General features: G+C 48.7%; 17 protein-coding genes. 9 read left to right on the top strand and 8 right to left on the bottom strand.

Going from position 1 to position 17,556, the window contains the following annotated elements:
• Positions 1–24: 24 nt before the first annotated feature.
• The 5 genes from rplW to fusA all read right to left on the bottom strand — a co-directional run bounded on the left by rplW (position 25) and on the right by fusA (position 4,411).
• Positions 25–312: a 50S ribosomal protein L23 gene (gene rplW / locus BLQ88_RS16140; RefSeq protein WP_015813790.1), complete on the bottom strand. Its 288-nt coding sequence runs from the start codon at positions 310–312 to the stop codon at positions 25–27.
• Between the two features lie 2 nt (positions 313–314).
• Complete coding sequence (gene rplD, locus BLQ88_RS16135) at positions 315–944, bottom strand: 50S ribosomal protein L4 (protein ID WP_090152016.1); 630 nt, start codon at positions 942–944, stop codon at positions 315–317.
• A gap of 4 nt (positions 945–948) precedes the next feature.
• Positions 949–1,569, bottom strand: coding sequence for a 50S ribosomal protein L3 (gene rplC, locus BLQ88_RS16130; RefSeq protein WP_090152013.1), 621 nt, complete (start codon positions 1,567–1,569; stop codon positions 949–951).
• Between the two features lie 283 nt (positions 1,570–1,852).
• The gene (gene rpsJ / locus BLQ88_RS16125; RefSeq protein ID WP_015813787.1) at positions 1,853–2,158 is read right to left on the bottom strand and encodes a 30S ribosomal protein S10; all 306 of its coding nucleotides are present in this window, start codon (positions 2,156–2,158) and stop codon (positions 1,853–1,855) included.
• 132 nt (positions 2,159–2,290) lie between these two features.
• Positions 2,291–4,411 (bottom strand): elongation factor G, encoded by a 2,121-nt coding sequence (gene fusA / locus BLQ88_RS16120; RefSeq protein WP_090152011.1) that lies wholly within the window; start codon positions 4,409–4,411, stop codon positions 2,291–2,293.
• On the opposite strand from fusA, the gene BLQ88_RS36745 reads away from it, so the two are divergent.
• Complete coding sequence (locus BLQ88_RS36745; RefSeq protein WP_176885003.1) at positions 4,410–4,577, top strand: hypothetical protein; 168 nt, start codon at positions 4,410–4,412, stop codon at positions 4,575–4,577. The two genes, fusA and BLQ88_RS36745, sit on opposite strands and share 2 nt — an antisense overlap.
• A 61-nt stretch (positions 4,578–4,638) precedes the next feature.
• Here the strand turns inward: BLQ88_RS36745 and rpsG are convergent, their stop codons facing one another.
• Positions 4,639–5,106: a 30S ribosomal protein S7 gene (gene rpsG / locus BLQ88_RS16115; RefSeq protein ID WP_090152008.1), complete on the bottom strand. Its 468-nt coding sequence runs from the start codon at positions 5,104–5,106 to the stop codon at positions 4,639–4,641.
• 120 nt (positions 5,107–5,226) lie between these two features.
• Complete coding sequence (gene rpsL, locus BLQ88_RS16110) at positions 5,227–5,640, bottom strand: 30S ribosomal protein S12 (protein ID WP_026350530.1); 414 nt, start codon at positions 5,638–5,640, stop codon at positions 5,227–5,229.
• 352 nt (positions 5,641–5,992) lie between these two features.
• Here rpsL and BLQ88_RS16105 point away from each other — a divergent pair, with 352 nt between their 5' ends.
• The 8 genes from BLQ88_RS16105 (at position 5,993) to BLQ88_RS16070 (ending at position 16,154) form a co-directional block, all read left to right on the top strand.
• Positions 5,993–8,014: a CHU_0125 family OmpA-like outer membrane integrity protein gene (locus BLQ88_RS16105; RefSeq protein WP_510185988.1), complete on the top strand. Its 2,022-nt coding sequence runs from the start codon at positions 5,993–5,995 to the stop codon at positions 8,012–8,014.
• A gap of 145 nt (positions 8,015–8,159) precedes the next feature.
• Complete coding sequence (locus BLQ88_RS16100; RefSeq protein WP_090152003.1) at positions 8,160–9,350, top strand: deoxyribodipyrimidine photo-lyase; 1,191 nt, start codon at positions 8,160–8,162, stop codon at positions 9,348–9,350.
• Positions 9,351–9,497: 147 nt separating this feature from the next.
• Positions 9,498–10,079 (top strand): LemA family protein, encoded by a 582-nt coding sequence (locus BLQ88_RS16095; RefSeq protein WP_090152000.1) that lies wholly within the window; start codon positions 9,498–9,500, stop codon positions 10,077–10,079.
• A 67-nt stretch (positions 10,080–10,146) separates the two neighbouring features.
• Complete coding sequence (locus tag BLQ88_RS16090; protein ID WP_090151997.1) at positions 10,147–10,590, top strand: TPM domain-containing protein; 444 nt, start codon at positions 10,147–10,149, stop codon at positions 10,588–10,590.
• A 3-nt stretch (positions 10,591–10,593) separates the two neighbouring features.
• Positions 10,594–11,373 (top strand): TPM domain-containing protein, encoded by a 780-nt coding sequence (locus BLQ88_RS16085; RefSeq protein WP_090151994.1) that lies wholly within the window; start codon positions 10,594–10,596, stop codon positions 11,371–11,373.
• A gap of 143 nt (positions 11,374–11,516) precedes the next feature.
• Positions 11,517–12,425: a DUF8428 domain-containing protein gene (locus BLQ88_RS16080; protein WP_090151992.1), complete on the top strand. Its 909-nt coding sequence runs from the start codon at positions 11,517–11,519 to the stop codon at positions 12,423–12,425.
• Between the two features lie 158 nt (positions 12,426–12,583).
• Complete coding sequence (locus tag BLQ88_RS16075; RefSeq protein WP_090151989.1) at positions 12,584–14,077, top strand: peptide MFS transporter; 1,494 nt, start codon at positions 12,584–12,586, stop codon at positions 14,075–14,077.
• Positions 14,078–14,114: 37 nt separating this feature from the next.
• Positions 14,115–16,154: a M13 family metallopeptidase gene (locus BLQ88_RS16070; protein ID WP_090151986.1), complete on the top strand. Its 2,040-nt coding sequence runs from the start codon at positions 14,115–14,117 to the stop codon at positions 16,152–16,154.
• Positions 16,155–16,357: 203 nt separating this feature from the next.
• On the opposite strand, the gene BLQ88_RS16065 is transcribed toward BLQ88_RS16070, so the two are convergent.
• Positions 16,358–17,518 (bottom strand): AraC family transcriptional regulator, encoded by a 1,161-nt coding sequence (locus tag BLQ88_RS16065; RefSeq protein ID WP_090151983.1) that lies wholly within the window; start codon positions 17,516–17,518, stop codon positions 16,358–16,360.
• Positions 17,519–17,556 lie beyond the last annotated feature (38 nt).

Raw genomic sequence — 17,556 nt, 5'->3', positions numbered from 1 at the left:
GTCTAATGATTTGAAATCGTTCAACTAGGCTTCTCCGTAGATATCGATCGCTTCGCCTTCGGCTACTGTGATGATCGCCTTTTTGATCGTTGACGTTTTTCCAGTGACAAACTTACCTCCCGATGTGCGGGATTTGCTTTTACCAATGCTACGCATGGTGTGAACGCTTTCTACGGTAACCCCGAACAGTTTCTCAACAGCCTTCTTGATCTCTACCTTGTTTGCAGTAAGGGAGACTTCGAAAGCGTATTTACCTTGACCACCCTGAGCCGTTACCTTTTCAGTAATAATCGGACGTTTCAGTACACTCATTGTTATTTGTTCAATTGGGTTTCCAAAATAGAAATCGCAGATTCACTTATCAGAAGACGGTCTGCATTCATCAGGTCATATGTATTTACCGAGTCAACAGTAGTAACCTTCGCTTTTGGAATGTTACGGCTCGACAGGTATACATTGTTATCGATCTCAGGAAGGATCAATAATGTTTTGGTGTTCGCCAGTGAAAGGGAATTCAAAACATTCAGGAATGATTTCGTTTTAGGCGCATCGAAAGTGAATGCTTCCAAAACCGAAACGGCGTTAGCTTGCGCCTTAACAGAAAGTGCCGAACGGCGAGCCAAAGCTTTAACTTTCTTGTTCAGTTTGAAACCGTAAGTGCGTGGGCGTGGACCGAAAATACGACCACCACCTACGAACACCGGAGACTTAATGCTACCTGCACGAGCTCCACCAGTTCCTTTTTGGCGTTTGATTTTGCGAGTAGAGTGATTTATCTCTGCACGCTCTTTTGATTTGTGCGTTCCCTGACGCTGGTTAGCCAGGTAAAGCTTCACATCGAGATAGATCGCGTGCGTGCTAGGTTCAATGCCGAATACTTCCTCAGACACAGTTACCTTCTTGCCGGTATCTTCTCCTTTTATATTTAATACGGACAGTTCCATCGTACTACTTCTCAATGATTAGAAATGAATTCTTCGAACCAGGTACCGAGCCACTCACTACGAGAATGTTTTGCTCAGGTATCACTTTCAGAATACGCAAATTCTGAATCTTTACACGATTGTTACCCATGCGTCCACCCATACGGATACCTTTGAATACGCGTGATGGGAATGAACAAGCACCAATCGAACCTGGGTGACGGGCCCTGTTGTGCTGACCGTGTGTCTGACCACCTACCCCGGCGAATCCGTGGCGTTTTACAACACCTTGGAAACCACGACCTTTGGCAGATCCTACTACGTCAACAAACTCGCCTTCTTCAAAGATGTCCTTTACAGACAATGAAGTTCCAAGTTCATGTTCCACTTCGAATTCCTTGAACTCAACCAATTTTTGCTTGGGAGTCGTGTTGGCTTTTTTGAAGTGGCCAATCAGAGGCTGGGAGGTGTTCTTTTCTTTCTTCTCACCAAAACCTAACTGGATAGCCTTATAGCCATCCTTTTCTTCGGACCTAACTTGTGTAACAACACAAGGACCAGCTTGGATCACAGTACATGCCAGAGCCTGCCCGTCAGCATTGTACAAACTAGTCATTCCGATTTTTTTACCAATTAAACCAGACATGTTTGAAATTTAAATTTAGCAGGTAAAAACCCCTTATTCTTTAAAACGGACTGCAAAGGTAGAAAAAACGAATTTTATATCCTAACAGCCCAAAAATATTTCTCGCTGATAATCAGCAAAAAAGGTCAGATGAACGAACATCTGACCTCATTTTCGAAGAAGCTGACTGGTTATCGGTGTAACCCTGTGCCTGTCAGGCTTTTCTGAGCTCAGATGTGGTTTCCAGAGGAACCCGGACCTTCATCCAATTTATGTAATTGCTTAACTGAATAAGCTGGTAATACTAAACTTTGATCTCTACATCAACACCGCTAGGCAATTCGAGCTTCATTAGAGCGTCTACCGTTTTTGCGCTTGTCGAGAAGATGTCCACCAAACGCTTGTAAGTACAAAGCTGGAACTGCTCTCTCGATTTCTTGTTAACGTGCGGCGAACGAAGAACAGTGAATTTCTCTGTCTTTGTCGGCAAAGGAATAGGACCGCTTACTACCGCGCCTGTTGCCTTTACTGCCTTAACGATTTTCTCAGCTGACTTGTCAACCAAGTTGTGGTCGAACGACCGAAGTTTGATACGGATCTTTTGATTCATTGTATTGGTTTGTTTCCGGTTCAGAAAATCTCGCCGGTTGCCCGACAATTACACCTGCAAAAGAACCATTTACTTCACAGGCTATATCATTAAAATGCGTTACAGAATGGCTCCTGCAACGCATTATCTATATTAAGCTTTAACGAGGCCTTTCGCCTTCTCGATAACACCTTCTGCGATGTTATTCGGTACGATTTCGTAGTAAGCGAAAGTCAGGGATGCAGTAGCACGGCCTGATGACATTGTACGAAGGTCAGTTACGTAACCGAACAATTCTGACAAAGGTACATCAGCCTTGATAACCTGCGCACCGTTACGGGTGTCCATACCGCGCATGATACCACGACGACGGTTAAGGTCACCAGTGATAGGTCCTGTGTACTCGTCCGGAGTCAGAACTTCCACGTGCATGATAGGCTCAAGCAATTTCGATCCTGCATGACGTGCAGATTCTTTGAAACCGATTTTAGCAGCCAATTCGAAAGAGAGTGAATCTGAATCGACATCGTGGAATGAACCGTGGAACAAACGCACTTTCATGGAATCCAATGGGAACCCGGCAAGGGCACCGTTGACCATCGCAGCTTCGAAACCTTTCTGTACAGGAGCGATGAATTCGCGAGGGATAGCACCACCCACAACTTCGTTTACAAACTGCAAACCTTGTTTCGGCTCTTGTCCTTCTTCGTTATCGTCACGTGGCCCGATTTCGAATACGATATCGGCGAATTTACCACGACCACCCGTTTGTTTCTTGTAAACCTCGCGGTGTTCGAAATTCTTGGTAAGGATCTCTTTGTAAGCAACCTGAGGAGCACCCTGGTTTACTTCCACTTTGAATTCACGACGCATACGGTCGATGATGATTTCAAGGTGAAGCTCACCCATACCTTTAATGATCGTCTGACCAGTCTCTTCATTAGATTCAACCTGAAGAGTTGGATCTTCTTCGATCAGTTTAGTGATCGCTTTCGAGAAGTTATCGCTATCCGCAGCTTTCTTAGGCTCGATCGCATAACCGATTACCGGCTCAGGGAATACCATCGATTCGAGAACGATCGGTGATTTTTCCTCAGAAAGGGTATCTCCTGTTTTGATATCTTTGAAACCTACTACCGCACCAATGTCACCCGCTTCAAGCTTATCGATCTGATTTTGCTTGTTAGCGTGCATTTGGAAGATACGGGAGATACGCTCTTTGTTTCCTGAACGGTTGTTCAACACATAAGAACCTGATTCAAGCACACCCGAATAAGAACGGATGAAGCAAAGGCGACCTACGTAAGGGTCAGTTGCAATTTTGAATGCCAATGCACAGAAAGGATCTGTTTCTGATGGCTTACGGCTGATTTCGTTACCTGTGCGTGGATCTGTACCAACGATGTTCTCGCGATCCAGCGGTGAAGGCAAAATAGCCATCACGTAATCCAGCATGGTTTGAACGCCTTTGTTTTTGAAAGAAGAACCGCAAACCATCGGAACGATCTTCATGCTGATAGTCGCAGCGCGCAATGCAGCAAGGATTTCGTCTTCCGAGATCGAGTTAGGATCTTCGAAATATTTTTCCATCAAAGTATCGTCGAACTCAGCAACCGCTTCGAGCAATTTCTCTCTCCATTCGGTAGCTTCTTCCAACATATCGTCAGGAATAGGCACCTCGGTGAAAGTCATACCTTTGTCAGCTTCGTTCCACTCGATACCGCGGAAGTTAACGAGGTCAACCACACCACGGAAAGTATCTTCTGCACCGATCGGCAATTGAAGAGGTACAGCGTAGCTGCCCAGCATTTCTTTCACCTGCGTACAAACTTTCAGGAAGTCAGCACCCGAACGGTCCATTTTGTTTACGAAACCGATACGTGCTACATTATAGTTGTTAGCAAGGCGCCAGTTTGTTTCAGATTGAGGCTCAACACCATCTACTGCACTGAAAAGGAACACAAGACCATCCAATACGCGGAGTGAACGGTTTACCTCAACGGTAAAGTCCACGTGGCCCGGGGTATCGATGATGTTGATGTGGTATTTTTCGTCGCGGTAGTTCCAGTTAACAGTCGTAGCAGCGGAAGTAATAGTGATACCACGCTCCTGCTCCTGCTCCATCCAGTCCATCGTAGCAGCACCATCGTGCACCTCTCCGATTTTGTGGCTAACCCCTGCGTAGTAAAGGATACGCTCCGTTGTTGTTGTTTTACCGGCATCGATGTGCGCAGCAATACCAATGTTTCTTGTTAATCTTAAATCACGTGCCATGACAGATGGTGATGTGTTTTTATATATTCAAAGTGCAATTCTGCGCGAAGCTGTTTTGAATTTTTCGCTCAGCGCAAATCGCTGGTTTTCAAAATTCAGAGCGCAAAAGTATAAATTGTTGAGTATAAAAACAATTAAGGAAAAGTTATTTTTACAAAAACCTTAAAATAAAAAATCGGGAACCCGGATTAACCAGGCTCCCGACCATTGTATTCTTGCTTCCCTGATTAGAAACGGAAGTGCGAGAACGCTTTGTTGGCATCTGCCATACGGTGCGTATCGTCTTTCTTTTTCACAGCAGCACCTTCACCTTTCGCAGCAGCGATAATTTCGCCAGCCAGACGGTCAACCATGGTTTTCTCACCACGCTTACGTGCGTAGTTGATCAACCATTTCATACCGAGTGACTGCTTACGCTCCGGACGAACTTCGGTAGGAACCTGGAAAGTAGCACCACCAACGCGGCGGCTCTTTACTTCCACAGAAGGAGTAACATTGTTCAATGCTTTTCTCCAAGTTTCCAGGCCGCTTTCACTGGTTTTTTTCTCAACCAGTTCCAATGCGTCGTAGAAGATGGTGAATGCGATACTTTTCTTTCCTTCGTACATCAGGTTGTTAACGAACTTGGTAACCTGTACGTCCCGGAACTTCGGATCAGGAAGGATATATCTTTTCTTTGGTTTGGACTTTCTCATTTTGTCTTAATGTTTTTAACGAGGTTTCGTTTTGCAACTTATTCACCCTGGGGTAATTGCCAGGATTACTTCCCTTTTATAAGAATTGAATTACTTAATAAAAGCAGAGAGAGTTACTTTTTATTTTTTCTTACCTTTTACTGGTGCTGCCGGAGCTTGTCCTGGTTTCGGGCGCTTAGCACCGTATTTAGAACGACGTTGTTTACGTCCGTTAACACCCGCAGTATCCAATGCACCACGGATGATGTGGTAACGAACACCTGGCAAATCCTTCACACGACCACCGCGGATCAATACGATCGAGTGCTCTTGCAGGTTGTGGCCTTCACCTGGAATGTAGGCATTCACCTCCTTGTTGTTCGAAAGACGAACACGCGCTACCTTACGAAGTGCGGAGTTCGGTTTCTTAGGCGTAGTAGTGTACACCCGGGTGCACACGCCCCTGCGCTGAGGGCATGAATCCAAAGCCGGAGACTTGGATTTCCATGTAATGGTCTCTCTACCTTTACGGACTAATTGTGAAATAGTAGGCATTTAACAATTTGATTTTGACACGATTAACTAATCGGCCGTTTGTTATATAAACACTTTTCCCGAAAAATCGGACTGCAAAATTAATAAACCATCCTTGATTTACAAACCGTTAACAACTTTTTTTACACTCTCCCCACCTTTCTCCATTGACGGTTGTCAGGAAGTAACCGTTAGTTTTGGATCGAATGGGCAGTTTTGAGGAACAAAAGCGGGTATAAATCGTGAAATGCTCATTTTTCGAATAAAATTCTTCCTATCTGGTATCCCGAATTTTATTTCCAATCGTTGTTTATTAGTATTGTTTTTCAGAAACCCAGTGCGCGTCGAATCGTTTGATTTTATACTCTACATTATGAAACTTTTCCGGAGTTACTTTACTCTCATAGTTTGTTTTGCCACGTGTTTATATTTGTCCGGCTGCAACTCGGCGATGCAGGCCTACAAAGACGGCCAAAAGAAATTTGCGAACGGAGAATACGACCTCGCCATCAAGGGTTTCCAGAAAGCCGCCGAAGCCAATATCGAACCGGTGCAAACGAGCTACCTGATCGCGGAATCCTACCGGCTCTCCAACCGCTTCAAAGAAGCCGTTCCCTACTACAAACAAGCGCTCGACGGCGGCATTACCAATCCGGATGCCCGTTTCCAATATGCTTATGCATTGAAAACAACCGGAGACTACGCCGGCGCCTCCACCCAGTTTTCCGAATTTGCCAAAACCGAGAACGTTCCGCAGAACTTACAGGAAAGGGCATTACGTGAAGTGGAAATCATTCGCATTGCCGACCGTTTGAAGGCCAATAAAATGGAGGTCGAGCTGAAAGACCTGCCTCTGAACACCGCAGGTTCCGAATTCGCGCCGACGATCGTAGGGAACGAACTGGTATTCTCTTCTTCGAAAAAAGAAAAGATTTATAAGAACAACGGCCAGCCGATGCTGGGCCTCTATAAAATCAACATCGCATCCGACCCGGGCAACACGCAGGGAAGCCCTGTTGTATTCAGCCAGGAGATATTTTCGCCCGATGCCAATGAAGGATCGCCTGCATTCTCCCCGGATGGTAAGACTTTGGTTTTTGCAAGAGGAAACACAGGCAAGAAAAACAGCAGCGTCGATGTGGACCTTTATATGAGCCGTAATATCAATGGCCAATGGACACCTCCCGCTTCGCTGCCCATTAACGACTCGCTCGCATGGGACGGCTCGCCTGCATTCTCGCGTGACGGCAAAACGCTCTACTTCGCTTCGAACCGTGCAGGCGGCATTGGTGGCATCGATATTTACCGTACCAATATGGACGCATCGGGCCGGTTCAGCCGTCCGGTGAATATGGGCCGCGACATTAATACGCCCGGCGACGATATGTTCCCTTACGTAGCCGAAGGCGGAAAACTCTACTTCGCTTCCGACGGCCACCCCGGCCTCGGCAAGCTGGATTTGTTCTCGGCAACCAGAACACAGGGTGTCATTACGATTGAAAACCTTGGACTGCCGTTCAATAGCCCGCAGGACGATTTTGGATTAGTATTTTACCAAAACCTGACCAAAGGTTTCTTCGCATCGAACCGCGATGGCGGCAAAGGCGACGACGACATTTATTACTTCGCCGGACCGGAAGAGGAAGACACGACCAAAATCGCCAAAAATAACGATCCGAACGACCCGCTTAATCCGAACAATCCCAACTACATTAACGGTAAGCGCAAAGTAGTCCGCTACTTCCTCGCCGGAAATGTGGTCGCGAATGGTGAAACCCCTACCCCGATCGATTCTGCGGTGGTACATATCCTGCCGGATACTTCGGATACGCAAATCGCCGAGTTTCCGACGGCGAAAGATGGCAAGTTCGGCAGACAGCCGGTGGAAGAAGGCCAGGCCTACCAGTTGCTCGTTCAACGTAAAGGCTATATCAGCAAGCGGGAGCCGTTTTCGATGTCGGGCCGCAACATTCCGCCGATCTTCCTGACCAAAGAATTGACGGATACTACTTTCAATGTGACTATCAAGCTCGACAAGCTGGAACTGAACAAAACCTTCGTTCTGGAAAACATTTATTACGATTTGAACAAATACAATATCCGCCCCGACGCGGCGGTAGAGCTGGATAAGTTGGTTCAGATCCTGAAAGACAACCCGACGATGACCATCGAGCTCAGCTCACACACGGATGCGCGTGCAACCGACGCATATAACATGACGCTCTCACAAAACCGCGCCGAATCCGCAGTGGCATACCTGAACTCCAAAGGCATTGAAGCCGACAGAATGGAAGCCAAAGGTTATGGCGAAAGGGAACTCATTATTCCCAACGCCAAAACAGAGGAAGAGCACCAGCGCAACCGCCGTACGGAATTCACTATTTTGAGTTATTGATTTACTCAACCGTAGAAAAGCCCGCTGCGAACCGATCGTTTTCGCAGCGGGCTTTTTCCTATAGGAGCTTGCCATCGTGGCCGGTTCATTTTTGTATACTTGCATTTCATAATATATCCCCAAGCGTAATTATCAGTTAGTATCAATGGCCCGACGCATTATCTATTGGTTCAGGAATGATTTGAGGTTAAAGGATAACCAGGCACTTTCCGCTGCCGCTGGTTCCGCAGATGAAATCATCCCCATATATGTATTTGATCCCCGTCAGTTTGAAAAGACAAAACTAGGTTTCCGCAGAACGGGTGCATTGCGCGCGCGTTTTTTGATTGAATCCGTAGCCGAGCTCCGCGAAAATATCCGTCAGAAAGGCGGCGACCTGCTCATTCGCACCGGCAAGCCTGAGGAGATCGTGGCCAAACTCGCCGAAGATTACAATGCCGACTATGTTTACACGAGTAAGGAAATAGCGCCGCAGGAAACCCGCATCGAGTCTTCATTGAGTAAAAACCTCAAAACCGCGAATGTCGACATCAAGCTGTTCTGGATGGACACGATGATCAGTGCGCCCGACCTGCCGTTCCCGGTATCCAAGCTCCCTTCCGGCTTTCCCGAGTTTGAGCGCTTGCTGAGCAACGACCTTAAAATAAAGGACCAGTTCCCGACGCCGGAAAAGATCACATTACCTGCCGACATTGAAGCTGGCTCTATTCCGGCATTACCCGAGCTAGGCATCGATCCAAATGAAATACCGGCAGACACCGCAGCCGCATTATCCGGCGGAGAAACGCAGGCATTGGCTATTTTGAAAGAGTATGTAGCGGAATATGTCAAAAAAGACATTACCTACCCTTCCGCCGAGCCGCTCACCGACACCCGCCTTTCCGACTGGCTCTCGCTGGGCTGCATTTCGGCATCCTATATTTATCGCAGCGTAAAAACCGCCCAATCGCACGCGGTAACGGAGGATGCCATTATTACAAACCTCCTGAGAAGAGAGTACCTGCATTGGACATTGCTCCGGTTTGGCCCACGCATGTTTAAGCCGAGCGGCGTGAAGCATCTTTTCAACCGTCGCTGGAAGAACGATAATGCGGCATTCGAGAAATGGACAAATGGCGAAACCGAAAGTCATACAGTAAATGACATTATCCGGAAGCTAACTGATACCGGCTTCATTACGGCAGCGGAGCGCGAGTCGGCAACCAGCTACCTGGTCGACGACCTGGACATCAACTGGACATGGGGCGCAATGTATTTCGAAAGCCTCCTGTTGGACTACGAGGCATCCGTAAACTGGGGCCGGTGGAACAACCTGGCAGGCGTCGGAGAAGATTAATTTACCTGATTTTTACTTCAAAAACCCGCCATCCCGTGCTAGCAGACCCATATTGCCTCAGGGAACCGGTTATGTAGTTTTTCTTAAAGATTTTGCTAGCTTTGGTCAACTTTGAATCCAATTCAATAACACTAAACTGAATATAAAATGTCAAAAGGACTCATTGCAGTTATCGTCGTAGTTCTGATTCTCGGATTCGTTGGCTGCGGTAAATATAACGGCCTCGTACAAAAAGATGAGGTTGTAAAAGAAGCCTGGGCAGGCGTAGAAAGCCAGTACCAGCGTCGCGCCGACCTTATCCCCAACCTCGTCAACACCGTAAAAGGTGCAGCCGATTTTGAAAAAAGCACATTGACGGCCGTGATCGAAGCGCGTAGCAAAGCCACGCAAACGACGATCAATGCCGACCAGCTTACCCCTGAAAACATCGCTAAATTCCAGGCGGCGCAGGATCAGTTGAGCGGTTCGTTGTCACGCCTGCTCGTTTCGGTGGAACAATATCCGCAGCTGAAAGCCAACCAGAACTTCCTCGAACTGCAAGCCCAGCTCGAAGGCACCGAAAACCGCATTACCGTGGAACGCGGCAAGTTCAACACGGTGGTGAAAGACTATAACCAGGAAGTGCGCACCTTCCCGACCAACCTCTTCGCCGGGGTGTTCGGCTTCTCCCAGAAAGGCTACTTCACCGCCGCTCCGGGTTCCGAAAAAGCGCCTACCGTACAATTCTAAGTTTCAGCGCCGGGCCCATTCAATAGCCCGGCGCAATGTTTTTCATCCATCCGTATCATCCGGCCCCATGGCAACCGAACCCTTATTTTTCACCGACGAAGAGCAGCAATACATTATTGAGGCGATTCAGGAAGCGGAAAAACAGACTTCCGGTGAAGTAAAAGTGCATATTGAAAAGAAATGCCCCACACCGGACGTCATGGACCGGGCCAAAGAGGTGTTCCTCTTCCTGCACCTGCACGAAACCGCCGAACGCAACGGGGTATTGTTTTACCTCGCTTACGAAGACCGGAAATTTGCAGTACTCGGTGATAAGGGGATCGATGAAAAGGTAACCGCGAGTTTTTGGGACAGTACCAAAGAGCTTTTACGCAACCATTTCAAAGCCGGGGAATTCAAGGAAGGGCTTCGCCACGGTATTCTCGAAGCCGGTATTCAACTGAAAAAATACTTCCCTTACCAGTCCGGCGACATCAATGAACTTCCGGATGATATTTCGTTCGGCCACTAACCTATGAAGCAATTCATCATTTACCTGCTACTGGTCATCACCGCATTCGCCGGTGTGCAGGCGCAGGATATTCCGCCCAAGCCCGATCCGCCAAGGCTCGTCAACGACCTCGCCAACCAGCTCAACCCGTCGGAGGAGGCGCAATTGGAACAGAAACTGGTCTCCTACAACGACTCTACGTCATCCCAGATCGTAATCGTGATCGTGCCTACGCTCGGGGATTACCCCATTGCCGACTATGCATTTAAGCTCGGGACCGAATGGGGTGTGGGTCAGAAAGGTAAAAACAACGGCATCGTGCTGCTTTGGGCACCCAAGGAGCGGAAGGTTTTCATTGCCACAGGCTACGGCCTCGAGGGCGCCGTACCGGACGCCATTGCCAAACGCATAGTATCACAAGTCATCACGCCGCAGTTCAAGGCCGGGCAATTTTACCAGGGCCTCAACGACGGCGTCGATATGATATTCAAGTATGCGACGGGTGAGTACAAGGCCGATCCGAAGCAGGATAGTGGTGAAGGCGGCGGCTTCTCTCCCCTGCTGATCGTCGTGATCATATTCATCATCATTATGATTATCATATTCCGAAACCGTGGCGGAGGAGGCGGTAACCGCGGCTACGGCAATATGGGCATTCCTCCAATCTTCTTCCCTTACGAAACGCATTCTGGTCGCGGCAGTTCGTCCGGCAACTGGGGTGGATTTGGAGGCGGCGATGGTGGCGGCTTCGGAGGGTTTGGCGGAGGTAGTTTTGGTGGCGGCGGTGCCGGAGGTGATTATTAGTATTTAAAAGAATATGCAAAAGCGGGTGGAAGCAAAGTCTTCCATCCGCTTTTTGCTTGTTGGCATTTCATACAACGTATAGTAGTGGCATGCTTTTTTGTACATATTCCATAAACTATATCACCAAAACCTAAACGTAGATTATGGAAAGAAAAAGCAATACCGGTCTGGTCGTAGGATTGATCCTGATGACTATTCTGGCAGCCGTGTTCGGATACCTTTATTACAAAGAACACAACATCACACAAAAGCAGGAAACTGACCTCACAGCCCGGGTTCAGGAACTCGCATCTTCTGAAATCAAGCTGGACTCTATCTCCAAACAGCTCGACGCCCGCATTCTGGAAGTGCAAAACCTTGGCGGCGATGTGGCTGAACTGCAAAAAGTGAAAGCTTCCCTCGAAAACGACCGTGCCGCATTACGCAAAGGCAATGCGAACATGGGCCGGAAAATCAAAGAGTATGAGGAATTTCTCACCAAAAAGGACACCGAGATTGCTCAGCTTCGCGAAGAAAACCAGCAGCTGATCAGCCAGAACGAAGGCCTTACCCAGGAGAAAACCGAGTTGCAGACCAGCCGCCAGGCAGTACGCGACTCGCTCACCGGCGTTCAGGCCCAAAACACCGAGCTCGAATCGAAGGTAACGATGGCAGCAGCTTTGCGCGCACGTAACGTGAAGGTGTACGCAGTATCGTCCAAAGGTAAAGTCCGCGAAGGTGAGAATGTAAAGTCTAAAAGAGTGGATAAAGTGCGGGTGGATTTCATCCTGGAAAAGAACCCGCTGACCGCCGCCGATGACAAAACCGTCTATTTACGCATCATCGATCCGAGCGGCGCCACCATTTCGGATACCAAAACCGGTTCCGGCGTTTTCCAGTATAATGGACAGGAACAGGGTTACACGATCAGCAAAGACATTACCTATTCCAACAACAACCAGGACGTAAGTATCATGTACGACCGCGACGCGCCATTCACGTCGGGCAAGTACACGATCGAGCTTTATGCCGAAGGATTTTCGATCGGCGAAGGGTCATTCTCCGTTAAATAATCCGGTAGCTAAACCGTTTATTCTGAGCGGTAGCAGTGGTTACACACTGCTACCGCTTTTATTTTGGTGAGTGATTGATATTTACCCATAATTCCTATCTTGCACGATAAAAACATCTGTTTACAACCCCAAAAACCAAATAAAACACTTCTCTTTCTATGTCTTCACAGATTTCCCAAAAACACCCCAAAGGACTGTATGTCTTGTTCTTTGCCGAAATGTGGGAACGTTTCAGCTACTATGGCATGCGGGCCATTCTTCTGCTTTTTCTCCTCGATAATATCAAAGGCGGAATGGGAATGAGTGCAGGCGAAGGCACTGCCATTTACGGGCTCTATACCGCATCCGTTTACTTGCTCACATTGCCCGGCGGCTGGTTGGCAGATAATATTCTGGGCCAGAAAAAAGCCATCTGGTACGGGGGGATCGTCATCATGCTGGGGCACATTATCCTGGCAATTCCGGCCGGTTCGGCGATATTTTTCCTGGGATTGAGTACGGTTGCCATTGGTACCGGGCTTTTGAAACCAAATATCAGCTCCATTGTGGGAGAACTGTACCCGGAAGGCGGCGCGCGGCGTGATGCAGCATTCTCTATTTTCTATATGGGTATCAACCTGGGTTCATTCCTGGGCATTGCCATTGTGGGATATCTGGGTGAAAAGGTAAACTGGCATATGGGCTTCGGAGCGGCCGCTATTGGAATGTTACTGGGCCTTATCGTATTCCGCTATGGAAGCGCAATACACCTGAAAGGGTTGGGCGAAGTGCCGTCTGCAAGGGAAGCCGGCGAGGAAGTTGCCGCACCGGCATCAGGCAACAGCAAAATGCTGGGTTACGGGTTGATTGCATTGCTCGTTGTGTTCCTGGTCGTGCTGCAATCGACAGGCATTATTAATATGACTACCGCGCAAGGCCTCGCGCAAGGTGCCGGCATCATTATCGTATCTATTTCTGCGGCGTACTTCCTATTTATCCTCGTAGCAGGCGGGCTCACACGCGTGGAGAAATACCGTGTCGGCGTGCTGATCATCCTGTTTCTGGCCATTGCATTGTTCTGGGCGGGATATGAGCAGGCGGGAACTTCATTGCAGATCTTCGCCGAGCGCCATACCCAACGCATGATCGGCGGCTGGGAAGTACCATCCAGCTGGTTCCAGAACTTCCAGCCTACATTTGTACTGATCTTCGCTCCCGTGCTCGCGAGCCTCTGGATATCGCTTTCTTCCAAAAACCGCAACCCTTCCATTCCCGTAAAGTTTGCGATGGGCTTGATACTGCTTGGTCTAAGCTTTTTCGTAATGGTTGCAGCTTCGAACATTGCGGTGAAAGGCGAGCTGGCTTCACCATTTTTTCTCACATTTACTTACTTCCTGCATACGATCGGCGAGCTTTGCGTTAGCCCTGTGGGTTTGAGTTCTTACACCAAACTGGCGCCCAAGCGCTATGTGAGCCAGTTGATGGGTATCTGGTTTGTAGGTGCGTCGCTGGGTAACCTCATCGCCGGACTTTTCGCGGGTGGTTTCGACGAATCGAATATCATGCAAATGCCGGCACTGTTCAATCAGGTGGCCATTATCACCACCATTTTTGGTCTGATTCTGCTCGTGTTTTGGAAGCCGATCAAGGGCTGGATGGGCGGCATTCACTAAGTCTTTTTATATACTTCAAAAACAAATACATCAAAAAATGAAATCAGTCGCATTCCGCGCTGCCGCGCTGGCCCTTGTGGTGAGCCTGGCAGGATGTAAAAAAGAAAAGGAAGAAACCGACACGACGAAAGTACCCGGCTTCGAGCTGACCTCGCTCGACTCGACGGCGAAAGCCTGTGACGACTTCGATGCCTATGCGAACGGAGGTTGGAAAAAGAACAACCCTATACCCGGTACGGAAAGCCGCTGGGGCGCATTCGGGATATTGGACAAGGAAAATAAGGAGGTGCGCCTGAAAGGCATTATCGAAGAGATCACCAAGGTGCAGGACCGTAAGAAAGGTAGCGAAGAGCAGCAGATAGCCGATTACTACCAATCGTTCCTCGATACTGCAACAGTAGAGAAACGTGCGTTGGAACCTTTGAAGCCTTACCTCGACAAAATCAATGCAGTCACTTCCCTCAAAGACCTCGCCGCCGTAACGGGTGAGTTGCAAAAAGTAGGCGTCGAAACCGTCACCGGCTTCGGTGTGGAAGGTGATTTGAGAAATAGCAAGGTCAATATCCTCTACCAGGGCCAGGACGGCCTGAGCCTCGGCGAGCGTAGCTACTACGACCGCACCGATTCCAGCACAGTGAAAGTACGCGGGGAATTTGTGAAGCACGTCGACAAGATGTTCTCGATGGCGGGTTTCCCCGATGCTAACCCGGGCCAGACCATTCTCGACTTCGAAACGAAAGTCGCGAAACTGCAACTGACCAATGTGGAGCTCCGCGATCCGGTGAAGACCTACAACAAAATGGCATTCGCCGATCTCGAAAAGTTGATCCCCGATTTCGACCAGAAGGCATTTGCGGATAAACAGGATATCAAGACGGATACCGTAATCGTTCAGAACAAGCCCTATCTCCAAAATCTGAACAAACTCCTGAAAGCAACGCCCATCGCGACATTGAAACTGTATACCAAATGGCAGCTGCTTTCCAATTTCGCAGGCTTCCTGCCCAAAAAGTTTGACCAGGAAGATTTCCGCTTCTTCGCTACTGTAATGCGTGGTACCAAGCAGCAGAAAGGCCGCACGGAACGGGCGATCCGCTCAACCGATGGTTTGCTGGGGATGCCGCTGGGTAAGCTGTTTGTGAAAAAATACTTCCCGGAAGAGGACAAGAAAAAGGTATCCGAAATGATCGAAAACGTGCGTACCGTGTACGGCGAGCGTATCGACAAGCTGACCTGGATGAGCGATTCCACCAAGGCCAAAGCGCATAAGAAACTGAAAGCATTTACCTACAAAATCGGCTATCCTGATAAATGGAAGGATTATTCCTCCATCGAAATCGCACCCGAAAAGCTGTTTGAAAACGTGATCGCGGCGTCGTTGTTCCAGCACAAAGAGCAAGTGGAAAAGATCGGCAAGGAAGTGGATAAGAAAGAATGGCTCATGACGCCGCAGACGGTGAATGCCTATTACAACCCGTTGAACAACGAAGTGGTATTCCCGGCCGGTATCCTGCAACCGCCGTTCTACAACCGCAATGCGGATGATGCGATCAACTACGGCGGCATTATCGCTGTGATCGGCCACGAATTCACCCACGGTTTCGACGATCAGGGTTCGCAGTTCGACGACGAGGGGAACCTCAAAAACTGGTGGACAGCCTCCGACCGCGCCAATTTCGACAAACTGACCAAGCGTTATATCGATTATTTCAGCGGCATTGAAGCATTGCCGGGCTTCAAGATCAACGGCGCATTGACCATCGGCGAAAACGTAGCCGACCTTGGCGGTCTGACATTGGCCTACTACGCTTTGGAAAAATCGTTCAACGGCAAAGAACCCGCACCGATCGATGGCTTCACCTGGAAACAGCGCTTTTTCCTCGGCTGGGCGCAGGTATGGCACATGAACACGACCAACGAAGCATTGCGCAACCAGGTACAAACCGACCCGCATTCACCCGCCCGCGACCGCATCAACGGCCCGCTGCCGCATTTAAAAGAATTCCAGGCAGCATGGACCTGCGGCGCAGGAAGTAAAATGATACTGCCGGATTCATCAAGGATTGTGATCTGGTAGTGGAGTTTATGAGTCGAGAGTTTAGAGTTTATGAGTCGAGAGTTTAAAGTCTATAAGTTTAAGGTTCAGAGTTTACGGTTTTACTGATAAACTCTGAACTTATAAACTCTAAACTCATAAACTCTCGACTCATGAACTCTAAACCCATAAACTCTGAACTCATAAACTTTTAACTCATAAACTCTAAACTCATAACTCTAAACTCATTTCCCAGCCAGATATTTACTCCGATAAGCACTCGGACTACACCCCTTAGCCTGCCTGAATTGGCGGGCTATATTTTTGCTATCCCCCAGCCCCATGTCCAGCGCGATTTCGAATACGGACATATCGGTATCGAGCAGTTTTTGCGTGAATTTCTCGATGCGCAGATTAAAAATGTACTTGTAAATGGGGTAGCCGGTGATTTCCAGGAAACGCTTTTCCAACGCCCGGCGCGACAGAGGCACCTGCTTCACTACTTCATCCACGTGCAGGTTTTTGTCGATATTCTGGTGGATGTATTTCAACGACGAGGCGATGTGGTCGTCGTTGGTTGCGTAAATGTCTGTGGAATGCCGGGTGATAACCTGCGTAGGCCGCACGATCACATCATAATACCCCGCCGTGCCGTGTTTGATCATCTGATCGAGCAGCTTTGCGGCATCGTAGCCGCCTTTTTCCGCATCCAAAGCAATGCTTGAAAGTGGCGGATCGGAAAGGTCGCAAATCATTTCATCATTATCCACACCCAGCACAGCCACTTCCTCGGGTATGCGTATGCCTACGTGCCGGCATGCCTCCGTGATATGCTGGCCCTGGTTATCGTCGCACGTCATGAGGCCAATCGGCTTGGGCAGTGATTTCAGCCAGCGGCTCAGCGAGCTGGGTTTGTAGTACCAGAGCTCCGTCGAGCGCGCCTTTTTATGTTCGAAATAGTGCACTTTATGGCCCTTCTTACGCAAATGCTCTTCGAAACCTTCCGCACGCTCACGTGACCACACGATGTCGTTGAAACCGTAGAATGCGAAGTTGGTAAAGCCTTTTTTCAAGAAGTAATCCGCACCCATTTGCCCGGCTTCATGGTAGGCGCCCGTAATGTTGGGAATTTCGGTGAAGCGTTCTTTGAAGTCCTGCGCGATGACCGGGATTCCGGCCCGCAGGATTTTGTCGATTTCCTTATTGTAAAGCTGCCCCACAATGCCGTCGGCGCCCCATTCGAGCGCCCATTTGAGGATACCGTCGATCCCGATCGTTTCCCGATGGAAAAGCGGCATCCGGCAGAAAATCCAGGGGCCGAACTCCTTGGAATACGCATTGATCCCCTTCATCAGGCTCTTGCTGTATTCTTCGGCAAAATCGAGGAGGAGAATTATTTTGTACATAAAAATGAGGGAATGCCGGCCAAGCGGAATCTTGCGAC

Source organism: Dyadobacter soli (assembly GCF_900101885.1).
GTDB classification, from domain to species: domain Bacteria; phylum Bacteroidota; class Bacteroidia; order Cytophagales; family Spirosomataceae; genus Dyadobacter; species Dyadobacter soli.
Note: the sequence above shows the minus strand (reverse complement) of the source record. Positions and strands in the feature narration are given on the sequence as shown.

Excerpts from the sequence above, each read along its gene's own strand:
- rplW (WP_015813790.1), bottom strand. The coding sequence starts at position 312 with ATGAGTGTACTGAAACGTCCGATTATTACTGAAAAGGTAACGGCTCAG.
- rplD (WP_090152016.1), bottom strand. The coding sequence starts at position 944 with ATGGAACTGTCCGTATTAAATATAAAAGGAGAAGATACCGGCAAGAAG.
- BLQ88_RS16090 (WP_090151997.1), top strand. The coding sequence starts at position 10,147 with ATGGCAACCGAACCCTTATTTTTCACCGACGAAGAGCAGCAATACATT.
- BLQ88_RS16105 (WP_510185988.1), top strand. The coding sequence starts at position 5,993 with ATGAAACTTTTCCGGAGTTACTTTACTCTCATAGTTTGTTTTGCCACG.
- rplC (WP_090152013.1), bottom strand. The coding sequence starts at position 1,569 with ATGTCTGGTTTAATTGGTAAAAAAATCGGAATGACTAGTTTGTACAAT.
- BLQ88_RS16100 (WP_090152003.1), top strand. The coding sequence starts at position 8,160 with ATGGCCCGACGCATTATCTATTGGTTCAGGAATGATTTGAGGTTAAAG.
- BLQ88_RS16075 (WP_090151989.1), top strand. The coding sequence starts at position 12,584 with ATGTCTTCACAGATTTCCCAAAAACACCCCAAAGGACTGTATGTCTTG.
- rpsG (WP_090152008.1), bottom strand. The coding sequence starts at position 5,106 with ATGAGAAAGTCCAAACCAAAGAAAAGATATATCCTTCCTGATCCGAAG.
- BLQ88_RS16095 (WP_090152000.1), top strand. The coding sequence starts at position 9,498 with ATGTCAAAAGGACTCATTGCAGTTATCGTCGTAGTTCTGATTCTCGGA.
- BLQ88_RS16080 (WP_090151992.1), top strand. The coding sequence starts at position 11,517 with ATGGAAAGAAAAAGCAATACCGGTCTGGTCGTAGGATTGATCCTGATG.
- fusA (WP_090152011.1), bottom strand. The coding sequence starts at position 4,411 with ATGGCACGTGATTTAAGATTAACAAGAAACATTGGTATTGCTGCGCAC.
- BLQ88_RS16070 (WP_090151986.1), top strand. The coding sequence starts at position 14,115 with ATGAAATCAGTCGCATTCCGCGCTGCCGCGCTGGCCCTTGTGGTGAGC.
- rpsL (WP_026350530.1), bottom strand. The coding sequence starts at position 5,640 with ATGCCTACTATTTCACAATTAGTCCGTAAAGGTAGAGAGACCATTACA.
- BLQ88_RS16085 (WP_090151994.1), top strand. The coding sequence starts at position 10,594 with ATGAAGCAATTCATCATTTACCTGCTACTGGTCATCACCGCATTCGCC.
- BLQ88_RS16065 (WP_090151983.1), bottom strand. The coding sequence starts at position 17,518 with ATGTACAAAATAATTCTCCTCCTCGATTTTGCCGAAGAATACAGCAAG.
- BLQ88_RS36745 (WP_176885003.1), top strand. The coding sequence starts at position 4,410 with ATGACAGATGGTGATGTGTTTTTATATATTCAAAGTGCAATTCTGCGC.
- rpsJ (WP_015813787.1), bottom strand. The coding sequence starts at position 2,158 with ATGAATCAAAAGATCCGTATCAAACTTCGGTCGTTCGACCACAACTTG.